Below are 12081 nucleotides of genomic sequence, written 5' to 3'. Positions count from 1 at the left end.
CACGCCCACCCACCCCCGCCGCAACCCCTGGGTGAGGAGCGTGGTTGGGGGTGGGTCAGGAGCGGATGAGGTGAGGTGTCAGGAGCGGGTGGGGGTTGGGGTGCCGTGCCAGCTGCCCCAGAGGGCCGCGTACGAGCCCCCCTCCGCCACCAGGTCCTCATGCGACCCCAGCTCGGTGATCCGCCCGTCCTCCACCACGGCCACCCGGTCGGCGTCGTGTGCCGTGTACAGGCGGTGCGCGATGGCGATCACCGTCCGGCCCTCCAGGACGGCGGCCAGTGAGCGTTCCAGGTGCCGGGCGGCCCGGGGGTCGATGAGCGAGGTGGCCTCGTCGAGCACCAGGGTGTGGGGGTCGGCGAGCACCAGGCGGGCGAGGGCGAGTTGCTGGGCCTGCGCGGGCGACACCGCGAGCCCGCCCGACCCCACCTCGGTCTCCAGCCCCGAGGGCAGCCCCCGCACCCAGTCCAGCGCGTCCACCGCCTCCAGCGCCTTCAGGACGGCGGTGTCGGAGGCGTCGGGACGGGCGATCAGCAGGTTGTCCCGCAGCGACCCCTTGAACACGTGGTGCTCCTGGGTGACCAGCGCGACGTGCCCGCGCAGGTCGTCCAGCGGCAGGTCCACCAGGGGCACCCCGCCCACGGTCACCGCCCCGGTACGCGGCCCGTGGATCCCGGCCAGCAACCGCCCCAGCGTGGACTTCCCGGCCCCCGACGGCCCCACCATGGCCAGCCGCTCACCGGGCTGGACGGTCAGCGACACGCCGTGCAGCACGTCCCGCCCCTCCCGGTACGCGTACCGGACCCCGGACGCCTCCAGCAGTTCCCCGGTGGGCCGCTCCGAAGAGGCCACCCGATCGTCGGGTACGTTGGCCACCCCCAGCAGCCGGGCCATCGAAGCCCCGCCCACCTGCAACTCGTCGATCCACATCAGGAACCGGTCCAGCGGGTCGATGAGCTGCTGCGCATAGAGCGTGGCGGTGGCCACCTGGGCGAGCGTCACCCAGTCACTGGCGTAGAACAGCCCGCCGACCAGCAGCGCGGCCACCACCGGGATCACGTAGCCCAGTTCGACGGCGGGATACCACCGGGTGCGGAGGCCGAGGGTGTACCGCTCGGCCGCGAACGACCGGGCGATGTCCCCGTCCGTACGCGCCCACCGCCGCTCCCGCAGCCCCAGCGCCTCCACGGCCCGGGCGCCCTCGACGGTCTCGGCCAGGCCCTCGGTCACGTCGGCGTAGGCGGCGTTCTCGCGGAGGTAGCCGTCGCGCGCCCGTCGCAGGTACCTGCGGGTGGAGATGTAGATCACCGGCCCCGCCGCCAGCATCGGCAGCATGAGCAGCGGGCTGACCAGCAGCATCGCGCCGATCGTGATCACGAAGGTGACCATGGCGATCAGCGTCTCGGGCACGGCGTGCCGCACGGTGCGCGACAGCGCGTCCACGTCGCGGGAGGTCCTGGTGATGAGGTCACCGGACCCGGCCCGCTCGACGGTGGACAGCGGCAGGCCGAGCACCCGGTCCACGAACTCCTCGCGCAGCTCGGCGAGCACCTTCTCGCCCAGCCTGGCCGAGGCCAGCACGGCGTACCGCATGAGGACGCCCTGCAGCAGCAGGAACCCGCCGATGGCGGCGGCCACGACGGCGACGTTGACCTCGGCGCCGTACTGGACGTCCTGGACCAGCTCGCCGAGCTGCCACGGCACGACCAGCCCGGCGACGGCGGCCAGGCCGTGCAGGAGCAGGGTGAAGGCGAGCCGGCGCGGATATTTCAGGGTCAGCCGTCTGGCGTAGGCACGCACTTGTTTCCGGTCGGCGACCGGCAGGATCTCACGGGCCATGGCTCTCTCAGTCCTCCGCCGAACAGTCAGAGGCGGTCACCACGAAGCCCACCGCCGGGAAGCCAGGGGCGGTCGCGAAGAAACCCGCCCCCGCGAAGTCAGTGGCGGTCTCGACGAAACCCGCCCCAGGGAAGTGAGGGGTCACGACGGAACCGCCCACCGCGAGGGCGGCGCGGGTCATCAGGTCGGTCCTCACCGCGCGGGTCATCACGTCAGTCCTCCCCGCGCGTCACGGTCGCCGCGTATTCGGGCGAACTGTCCAGCAACTGCCGATGAGTCCCCTCCGCCAGCACCCGCCCGCCCTCGACATAGATCACATGCTCGGCCCGATCGAGCACCAACGGGCTGGTCGTGCAGATCATGGTGGTCTGGCCGGCGCGGGCCTTGACCAGCCGCTCGGCGATGCGGGCCTCGCTGTGGGCGTCGACGGCGCTGGTCGGCTCGACCAGGATGAGCACCTCCGGGTCGGCCAGCAGCGCCCTGGCTAGGCGCAGCCGCTGCTGCTGCCCGCCGGAGAACTCCCGCCCCGCCTCGGCCACCTGGGCGTCGAGCCCCTCGGGCAGGGCCTCGACGATGTCGGTGGCGCAGGCGGCGTGCAGGGCGTCGCGGATCTGGTCGCCGTCGGCCTTCCCGCGTACGTCCAGCTCGTCGCGGAGCCGGCCGTTGAACAGCCGGGCGCCGTTGTCGGCGACCAGGATCCGAGAGCGGACCTGGTCGAGCGGCAGCGTACGCAGCTCCTCGGCGCCGAAGGTGACGTCGCCGTCGGCGTAGCGGCCGAGGCGGTCGGCGATGGCGATGGCCTCCTCGGGAGTGCCGGCGGCGACGGCGGTGAGCGAGCCGGGTTGGAGCGTGACACCGCTGTACGAGTCGCGCAGCACTCCGCCCTCGCTGCCCCCCGTGCCGCCGGTGATCTCGGGCTCGATGGACAGGATCCGGATCACCCGCCCGGCCGCGACATGGCCCTTGGTGAGCTTGTCGGCGGCCTCGGTGAGCGTACGCATGGGCCCGATGAGGAACACCGCGTACAGGTAGAAGGCGACGAGCTGCCCGGTGGGGATCTCACCGGCGACGGCGAAGGTGGCGCCGACGCCGGTGACGATCGCGATGAGCAGCCCCGGCAGCACGATCTGGGCGCCTTCGAGCACCGACTCGACCCCGGCCACCCGCACCCCGGCCCGGCGCACGCGCTGCGACTCTTCACGGTAGCGCTCGGAGAACACCTGCTCCCCGCCGATCCCGCGCAGCACCCGCAGACCCGCCACGATGTCGGCGGCCCTGGTGGACAGCTCGCCGGACAGCTCGCGCTGCGCGCGCTGCCGTCCGTGCAGCGGCCGCAGCAGCGGGCCGACGGCGAGGGCCATGAGCGGCACCCCGAACAGCACCAGCAGTCCGAGCGGCAGCGAGGTGGAGATGAGGATCACGGTGACGGTGACGATGGCCACGATCGCGCCGGTGCCGCGCAGCAGGATGTCCATGGAGCTGCCGATGTGGGCGATGTCGGAGTTGCCGACGCTGACGACCTCGCCGGTCGAGAGCCGTTTCGGCAGCGTGGCGCCGAGCCTGGTGGCCTGGCGGGCGGTGAGCTGCACGGTGCGGTAGGCGGCGGCCAGCCAGTTGTAGACGGCCATCCGGTGCCGCATGACCCCGGTGAACGCCTGGATCAGGCCGAGCCCGAACAGGATCGCCGCCCACAGCCACAGCGCCCCGGTGTCCTTGGCGGTGACGGCCTCGATGCCCTTCCCCAGCACGGCCGGCATCAGGGCCTGCACCAGCCACCACAGGGTGGCGAAGCCGATGCCCGCGAGAAGGGATGACGCCTGCCGCCCCGCGTTCCACCACAGGAAACGAAGAGGGCTGCGTATGTCGGGCACGCCGGGATCGGCTTCAGGAAGGGAGCGCATAGCCTGACAACCTTGACAAGGCACCCCCCGGCCCGGCAAACCATTTTCCCTGAACACGGGCCACCCCTACAGCGTGCGAAATGCCCGCAGCGTGTACACCAGCGCCACCGCCGCCGTCACCGCCAGCAACAGGTAACCAATCGTGTACGCCCCGGTGGCCGTGTACACCGCCCCCATCACCAGCGGCGGGAAGTATCCCCCGAGCCCGCCGGCCGCCCCCACCAGCCCGGCCACCGTCCCCACCCTGGACGCCTCGACCAGCCGGGCCACCAACGCGAACACCCCGCCCGTGCCCAGCCCCAGGAAGAACGCCATGAGCACGAAGCTCACCCCGGCAGGCACCTCGACCGGCGGCTTGAACGCCAGCACGAGCGCCATCAGCACGGTGCCGCCGAACGAGATCAGCAGCACCCTGACCGCCCCGATCCGGTCGGAGAGCGTGCCGCCGAGCGGCCTGGACAGCACGGCCGCGATCGAGAACCCGGCCGTGCGCAGCCCGGCGTCGGTCTGGACGAAGTGGTAGACGTTCTGCAGCAGCGTCGGCAGGTACGTGGAGAACGCCACGAACCCGCCGAACGCCACCGCGTACAGGAAGGCGCACTGCCAGGTCGCCTTGATCTTCGTGGCCGCCCGCATCCTGGGCAGGGCGGGGGAGGTCGCGGGCGACCAGGCGGGCGAGTCCCGGCTGCCGCCCATCATGATCACACCCATCAGCGCCAGCATCGCCGCCATGAGGATGTGCGCGGCCGGCCGCCCGAACTCCTCGACCACGCGCGGCGTGAAGAACGCCGACAGCGCCGTGCCGCCCATGCCCGCCCCGAACACGCCGGTGGCGAAACCCCGCCGGGCGGGCTCGTACCAGGCGTTCACGAACGGGATCCCGATCGCGAACGACGTGCCGGGGATGCCCAGCAGGAACCCCCAGAACAGCAGCCAGCCGTACGAGTCCGACCAGCCGACGAACAGGACCGGCACGATCGACACGAAACAGATGATCGCGAACATGCGCCGCCCGCCGAGCCTGTCGGCCAGCACCCCCACCGGGATCCGCCCCAGCGAGCCGACCAGCACCGGGATCGCCACCAGCAGCGATGTCTGCGTCGGCGACAGGCCCAGTTGCCTGCTGTAGCTCCCTGACAGGGGCCCGATGAGGTTCCAGGCCCAGAACGTCACGGCGAACGCCGCCGTGGCCAGAGCCAGGTTCCGCACCTGACCTTTACGAAGCTCAGACATACACCCTGTGTAACAGGTGGTCACCTTCTGTGATGAAGTGGGGGTATGAGCGCCGAGGACGTCCTGCTGAAGACCGGCCGCTTCCTGCGCAGATCGACGACCAGCGGCGACCTGCACACCCTTTTCCTGAAGGGCGGCACGGAAGGCGACGCCTTCTACCGTGACCGCTGGAGCCACGACAAGGTGGTCCGCTCCACGCACGGCGTGAACTGCACGGGCTCGTGCTCGTGGAAGGTGTACGTCAAGGACGGCATCATCACGTGGGAGACCCAGGAGACCGACTATCCGAGCGTCGGCCCCGACCGTCCCGAGTACGAGCCGCGCGGCTGCCCGCGCGGCGCCGCCTTCTCCTGGTACACCTACTCGCCGACCCGGATCCGCTACCCGTACGCGCGGGGCGTCCTGGTCGAGATGTACGCGGAGGCGAAGGAACGCCTCGGCGACCCGGTGGCCGCCTGGGCCGAGATCACCACAGATCCCGACAAGAGGGCGAAGTACCAGAGCGCCAGAGGCCACGGCGGCCTCGTCCGCGTCAGCTGGGACCTGGCCACCGAGCTGGTCGCCGCCGCCCACGTCCACACCATCAGGACCTACGGCCCCGACCGGATCGCCGGGTTCTCCCCCATCCCGGCCATGTCGATGGTCTCCCACGCCACCGGCGCCAGGTTCGTGTCCCTGATCGGCGGCACGATGCTGTCCTTCTACGACTGGTACGCCGACCTCCCGGTGGCCTCCCCGCAGGTGTTCGGCGACCAGACGGACGTGCCGGAGTCGGCGGACTGGTGGGACGCCGCGTACCTGATGATGTGGGGCTCCAACGTCCCGGTCACCCGCACCCCGGACGCCCACTGGATGGCCGAGGCCCGCTACCGGGGCCAGAAGGTCGTGGTGATCTCCCCCGACTACAGCGACGCGGCCAAGTTCGCCGACGAGTTCCTCTCCGTGGGCCCCGGCACGGACGGGGCGCTGGCCATGGCGATGGGGCACGTGCTGCTGAAGGAGTTCTTCGTCGACCGGGAGACCCCCTACTTCGCCGACTACGTCAAGCGCTTCACCGACCTGCCGTTCCTGGTCACGCTGGAGCGGCACGGGGACGCGTACGTGCCCGGCAGCTTCCTCACGGCCAGGGATCTGGGCTCGGAGGAGGAGGCGGCCGAGTATAAGACCGTCCTCATGGCGGAGACCGGCGAGCCCGTGGTCCCGAACGGCTCGGCCGGCTTCCGCTGGACGGACTCCGGCCTGGGCCGCTGGAACCTGAACCTCGACTCGCCCCCGAAGCTCACCCTCTACGGGGCCGAGGCGGCGGAGGTCCTGCTCCCCCGCTTCGACGGCGGCCATTCGGTGCGCAGAGGCGTCCCCGTCCACCGGATCGCCGGCCGGACGGTCACGACGGTCTACGACCTCCTCCTGGCCCAGTACGGCGTGCACCGCCCCGGCCTGCCCGGCACCTGGCCCGCCGGCTACGACGACCCGGCGGAGCCCTACACGCCCGCCTGGCAGGAGCCCATCACCGGTGTGCCGGCCGGACGGGCGGTGAAGATCGTCAGGGAGTTCGCCAGGACGGCGGAGGCGACCCGGGGCAGGTGCATGATCATCCTGGGCGCCGGCGCCGCCCAGTGGTTCCACGGCGACACGATCTACCGGGCCTTCCTGTCGCTCCTCGTCCTGACCGGCTGCCAGGGCCGCAACGGCGGCGGCTGGGCCCATTACGTGGGCCAGGAGAAGTGCCGCCCGCTGGCCGGCTGGTCCCTGCTGGCGGGTGCCCTCGACTGGGCACGGCCGCCGAGGCAGGTCCCCGGGACCATGTACTGGTACCTGCACACCGACCAGTGGCGCTACGACCACTTCGACGCCGGCGAGCTGACCAGCCCCCTGGCCAGGGGCGCGTTCCGGGGCAAGCACACGGCCGACCTGGTGACGGAGTCGATCCGCAACGGCTGGATGCCGATGGCGCCCGCCTTCGACCGCAACCCCCTGGAGCTGGGCGACGCCGACGACCCCGTCGCGTACACCCGGGCCGAGCTCGCGGCGGGCCGGCTCAGGCACGCGGCGGAGGACCCGGACGACCCGCGCAACTGGCCCCGCGTGCTGACCCTCTGGCGCTCGAACCTGCTGGGCTCCTCCGCCAAGGGCAACGAGTATTTCCTGCACCACCTCCTCGGCACGGCCTCCAACCTGCGGCACCCCGACCCCGACGCGCCGGTGGGCAAGCTGGACCTCCTCCTGACCCTGGACTTCCGGATGACCAGCTCCACGGTCTTCTCCGACGTCGTGCTGCCCGCCGCCACCTGGTACGAGAAGTACGACCTGTCCTCCACGGACATGCACCCGTTCGTGCACGCCTTCAACCCGGCCATCAACCCGCCCTGGGAGACGAGGACCGACTTCGCCGCCTTCCACGCCATCGCCCGCGCCTTCAGCGACCTCGCCAAGAAGCACCTGGGCGTCCGCAGGGACGTGGTGGCGCTCGCGCACCAGCACGACACCCCCGGCGAGCTCGCCGGTGACCGGGGCCCCGACCTCAAGGTGGTCGAACGCGACTACGGCGCGACGGCGGAGAAGCTGGCCGCCCTGGGCCCGCTCACGGAGAAGCTGGGCATCCCGGTCAAGGGCGTGACGTTCCTGCCCGACGAGGAGGTGACCTGGCTGGGCGAGTGCTGCGGCCTGGTGCCGCGCGGCGCGGCCAAGGGCCGGCCGGAGCTCGACACCGAGAGCAAGGCGTGCGAGACGATCCTCGCGCTGTCGGGGGTGAGCAACGGCCGGCTGGCCGTGCAGGGCTTCCGGCAGCTCGCCCGGCGCACGGGTGCGAACCTCGACGGTCTGGCGCACGAGGGGCACCGCATCGTCTTCGGCGACACCCAGGCCAGGCCCACCCACGTCGCCACCAGCCCCGAATGGTCGGGCAAGGAGTCGCACGACCGCCGCTACTCCCCGTTCACGATCAACGTCGAGCACGGCAAGCCCTGGCACACGCTGACCGGCCGCATGCACTTCTTCCTCGACCATGAGTGGATCCACGAGTACGGCGAGGCGCTCCCCGTCTACCGCCCCCCGCTGGACCTGGCCGCGCTGTACGGCGAGAGCGGCACCCTGCGCTACCTGACCCCGCACAGCAAGTGGTCGATCCACTCGGAGTACCAGGACAACCTCCTCATGCTCTCCCTCTCCAGAGGCGGCCCGACGATCTGGATGTCCACCGAGGACGCCACCGGCCTGGGGATCGCGGACAACGACTGGGTGGAGGCGGTCAACCGCAACGGCGTGGTCGTGGCCAGGGCCGTCGTCTCGCACCGCATGCCGAAGGGCACCGTCTACATGCACCACGCCCAGGACCGCCTGATCGACGTGCCGAAGTCGGAGGCCACGGGTCTCAGGGGCGGCATCCACAACGCCCTGACCAGGGTTCTCATCAAGCCCACCCACATGATCGGCGGCCACGCCCAGCTGTCGTACGCCTTCAACTACCTGGGTCCCACGGGCAACCAGCGCGACGAGATCACCACCATCCGGCGCAGATCACAGGAGGTGCGGTACTGATGAAGCCGATGGCCCAGATCGCCATGGTGATGAACCTCGACAAGTGCATCGGCTGCCACACGTGCTCGGTCACCTGCAAGCAGACGTGGACCAACCGGCCCGGTGTCGAGTACGTCTGGTTCAACAACGTCGAGACCCGCCCCGGCCAGGGCTATCCCCGGCGCTACGAGGACCAGGAGCGCTGGCGGGGCGGCTGGGAGCTGACCCGCCGGGGCGCGCTGAAGCCGAGGGCGGGAGGCCGCCTGCGCAAGCTGCTGAGCATCTTCGCCAACCCCCTGATGCCCTCCATCCAGGACTACTACGAGCCCTGGACCTACGACTACGAGAACCTCACCACGGCCCCGCTGTCCGGCGACGTCCCCGTGGCGCCGCCCCGGTCCCTGATCAGCGGCGAGCCGGTGAAGATCGGCTGGAGCTCCAACTGGGACGACAACCTGGGCGGCGACCCGAGCCCCGACCCGGTGCTGGCGAAGGTGTCGGACCAGGTCAAGTTGGACTTCGAGCAGGCGTACATGTTCTACCTGCCGCGCATCTGCGAGCACTGCCTCAACCCGTCGTGCGTGGCCTCCTGCCCGTCCGGGGCGCTGTACAAGCGGTCCGAGGACGGCATCGTGCTGGTCGACCAGGACCGGTGCCGGGGCTGGCGAATGTGCGTGACGGGGTGCCCGTACAAGAAGGTGTACTTCAACCACAAAACCGGCAAGGCCGAGAAGTGCACGTTCTGCTACCCGCGCGTGGAAGTGGGGCTGCCCACGGTCTGCTCGGAGACCTGCGTGGGCCGCCTGCGCTACCTGGGCGTCCTGCTGTACGACGCCGACCGGGTCACCGAGGCCGCCTCGGTGACCGACGAGCACGACCTGTACGAGGCGCAGCTCGACCTCTTCATCGACCCGCACGGCCCCGAGGCCGAGGCCGCCGGCCTGCCCGCCGACTGGCTGGAGGCCGCCCGCAGGTCGCCCGTCTACGACCTGATCAAGAAGTACCGGATAGCGCTGCCGCTGCACCCGGAATACCGCACGCTGCCCATGGTCTGGTACGTCCCGCCGCTCTCCCCCGTCGTGGACGCCCTGTCCACCACCGGCCACGACGGCGAGGACGCGGACAACCTGTTCGCCGCCATCGAGTCGCTGCGCATCCCCATCGACTACCTGGCCGAGCTGTTCACCGCCGGGGACCCCGCGCCCGTGACCGCCGCGCTGCGCCGCCTGGCCGCGATGCGCTCGTACATGCGGGCGGTCAACCTCGGCGAGCGACCGGTCCTGCCGGACGCCGGCCTGTCCGAGGAGGAGCTGCGCGCCATGTACCGCCTGCTGGCCCTGGCCAAGTACGACGAGCGCTACGTGATCCCGACCGCCTACGGCAACCCGCCGGGTGTCGTGGAGGAGGGCGGCTGCAGCCTCGACTACGACGGGGGGCCGGGCATGCAGGGCCCGTTCGGCGAGGCGTCCGGCAAGCCGGCCCCGGTCTCGATCGAGAGCTTCCACGGCCTGAAGGAGCGCCAGACCAGCGACGAGATCACCCGCGACCGGGTGAACCTGCTCAACTGGGACGGCCGCGGCACCCCGGCGGGCCTGTTCCCACCAAGGAGGAAGAAGTCATGACCCAGGCCGTCGTCTGGCAGGCCGCCGCCCACCTGCTCGCCTATCCCGACGAGCGCTTCTGGCGGCGCCTGCCGCTCATCAAGGAGGCCGCCGAACCGCACTTCGGCACGTTCCTGGGGCTCGTCTCCGGCCTGGGCCCCGGCGAGCTGGCCGCGCACTACGTGGACACGTTCGACCTGCAGCGGCGCTGCTGCCTCTACCTGACCTACTACACCGACGGCGACACCCGCCGCCGCGGCGAGTCGCTGGCCGCGCTGAAGAGCCGCTACCGGGCGGCGGGCTGGGAGCTGATGGACGACGAGCTGCCGGACTTCCTCCCGGTGCTGCTGGAGTTCGCCGCCGTCGACCCCTCGGGCGCCGAGCTGCTGGTGGAGCACCGGGCCGGGCTCGAACTGCTGCTCACCGCCCTGACCGAGCGCGACTCGCCGTACCGGCACGTGATCGGCACGGTGTGCGCGGCCCTGCCGCCCATCAGCGCCGCGGACCGGGCGAAGGCCGCCCGCCTGGCGGCCGCCGGGCCGCCGGCCGAGAGCGTGGGAGGCTACCTGTGACCTGGGTCGAGAGCGCGCTGTGGGTGGTCGCGCCGTATCTCACCCTGGTGATCTTCGTGGGCGGGCTGATCTGGCGTTACAAGTACGACAAGTTCGGCTGGACCACCCGCTCCTCCCAGCTCTACGAGAGCCCGCTGCTGCGCGTGGCCAGCCCGCTGTTCCACTACGGCCTGCTGTTCGTGATCGTCGGCCACGTGACGGGCCTGCTCATCCCGATCGCCTGGACCGACGCCGTCGGCGTGTCCAACGACGCCTACCACCTCAACGCGCTCATCTGGGGCGGCCTGGCCGGCGTGGTCACCCTGGTGGCGCTGGGCCTGCTGATCTACCGCCGCCGCACCCAGGGCCCCGTGTTCCTGGCGACCACGGTCAACGACAAGGTGATGTACCTGGTGCTGGCCGGGTCCATCGTCGCGGGCGTGGTGACGACGGTGGCGGGGTTCGTACCGAGCGAGGTCAGCTATCGCACCACGGTCGCGCCCTGGTTCCGCGGGATCTTCGTCCTGCAGCCGGACGCCGAGGCGATGGCTCGCGCGAGCGATCTTTACAAGGTGCACACACTCATCGGGATGATGCTGTTCGTGCTTTTCCCGTTCAGCCGCTTGGTGCACGCGCTTTCCGCACCGTTGGGCTATTTGTTCCGCCCTTACATCGTGTATCGGAGCCGTCCGGATGGCGTGCCGAGGCGCCCGGGAGGGGTCCGGGTACGCCAGAATCGACCCTTGTGAAGCACGGGTACACCAACAGCACATTCGGCGACGGCGCCCTGGTCGTGAAGTGCTACCAGGGTCCCGAGGCGGCGTTCAGGCTGAGCACGGAGAGCCGATACCTGCGCCGCCTGCGCGGCCGTCTCCCGGTCCCCCGCGTCCACCAGGTCACCGCCACCAGCCTGACCACCCGTTTCGTGGACGGCTCCCACGGCCAGGACCTCCTGGACGAGGGGCGGGCGGTGGAGGTGTTCACCGAGTGCGGGCGCATGCTGTCGCGCATCCACCGGCTCGGCATCGTGCACGGCGACTACGGCCCGCAGAACATGCTGTTCAACCCGGCCACGTTCGAGACCATCGCGATCCTCGACTGGGAGTGGGCCCACCCTGGCCGGCCGGTCGAGGACCTGGCCTGGCTGGAGTGGATCGTCCGCAGCCACCACCCCGAGCACGTGCCGTTGCTGTCGCACTTCTTCACCGCGTACGCCGAGCCCGTCCCCGCCTGGCCGGAGCGCCAGGCGGCCATGGTGGCGCGCTGCCGCGACCTGCTCGACTTCTGCGCCCGGTGGGAGCCGGGCGGGGGCGGCGAGAAGCTCTGGCGCGAGCGCCTCGACGCCACGGCCGCCTGGACCGAATAGTCCCCGTCCGTCCCCGTCCGTCAGCGTCCGTCCCCCTTCGGTCCGCGTCGGTCCGCCTCCGCGCCCTCCCGCGCCCT

The 12081-nt window shown here is 71.1% G+C and carries 9 protein-coding genes; 5 read left to right on the top strand and 4 right to left on the bottom strand.

What is annotated here, in order from left to right; all coding sequences use genetic code 11:
* Positions 1–78: 78 nt before the first annotated feature.
* From ACBJ59_RS29130 to ACBJ59_RS29115, 4 genes are all read right to left on the bottom strand, one after another.
* Positions 79–1836, bottom strand: a complete 1758-nt coding sequence (locus tag ACBJ59_RS29130; protein ID WP_375113401.1) for an ABC transporter ATP-binding protein — start codon at positions 1834–1836, stop codon at positions 79–81.
* A gap of 7 nt (positions 1837–1843) precedes the next feature.
* Positions 1844–2044 carry a hypothetical protein gene (locus ACBJ59_RS29125; RefSeq protein ID WP_375113400.1) on the bottom strand — a complete coding sequence of 67 codons (201 nt, stop codon included), beginning with the start codon at positions 2042–2044 and terminating at the stop codon, positions 1844–1846.
* 4 nt (positions 2045–2048) lie between these two features.
* Positions 2049–3737, bottom strand: coding sequence for an ABC transporter transmembrane domain-containing protein (locus ACBJ59_RS29120; protein ID WP_375113399.1), 1689 nt, complete (start codon positions 3735–3737; stop codon positions 2049–2051).
* 66 nt (positions 3738–3803) lie between these two features.
* The gene (locus ACBJ59_RS29115; RefSeq protein WP_375113398.1) at positions 3804–4970 is read right to left on the bottom strand and encodes a nitrate/nitrite transporter; all 1167 of its coding nucleotides are present in this window, start codon (positions 4968–4970) and stop codon (positions 3804–3806) included.
* Between the two features lie 45 nt (positions 4971–5015).
* Between ACBJ59_RS29115 and ACBJ59_RS29110 the strand changes: the two genes are divergently transcribed.
* Genes ACBJ59_RS29110 through ACBJ59_RS29090 form a run of 5 tightly spaced genes read left to right on the top strand, consistent with a single transcriptional unit; the run spans position 5016 to position 12004 of the window.
* Positions 5016–8507 (top strand): nitrate reductase subunit alpha, encoded by a 3492-nt coding sequence (locus tag ACBJ59_RS29110; RefSeq protein ID WP_375113397.1) that lies wholly within the window; start codon positions 5016–5018, stop codon positions 8505–8507.
* Positions 8507–10108 (top strand): nitrate reductase subunit beta, encoded by a 1602-nt coding sequence (gene narH, locus ACBJ59_RS29105; protein WP_375113396.1) that lies wholly within the window; start codon positions 8507–8509, stop codon positions 10106–10108. The genes ACBJ59_RS29110 and narH overlap by 1 nt, the downstream gene beginning before the upstream one ends.
* Entirely contained in the window at positions 10105–10659 is a 555-nt protein-coding gene (gene narJ / locus ACBJ59_RS29100) for a nitrate reductase molybdenum cofactor assembly chaperone (RefSeq protein ID WP_375113395.1), read from the top strand. Before narH ends, narJ begins: the two co-directional genes overlap by 4 nt.
* Positions 10656–11387 (top strand): respiratory nitrate reductase subunit gamma, encoded by a 732-nt coding sequence (gene narI / locus ACBJ59_RS29095; protein WP_375113394.1) that lies wholly within the window; start codon positions 10656–10658, stop codon positions 11385–11387. Before narJ ends, narI begins: the two co-directional genes overlap by 4 nt.
* Positions 11384–12004, top strand: coding sequence for a phosphotransferase (locus ACBJ59_RS29090; protein ID WP_364118787.1), 621 nt, complete (start codon positions 11384–11386; stop codon positions 12002–12004). Before narI ends, ACBJ59_RS29090 begins: the two co-directional genes overlap by 4 nt.
* Positions 12005–12081 lie beyond the last annotated feature (77 nt).

The organism is Nonomuraea sp. MTCD27 (assembly GCF_041950495.1).
Lineage (GTDB): Bacteria > Actinomycetota > Actinomycetes > Streptosporangiales > Streptosporangiaceae > Nonomuraea.
Note: the sequence above shows the minus strand (reverse complement) of the source record. Positions and strands in the feature narration are given on the sequence as shown.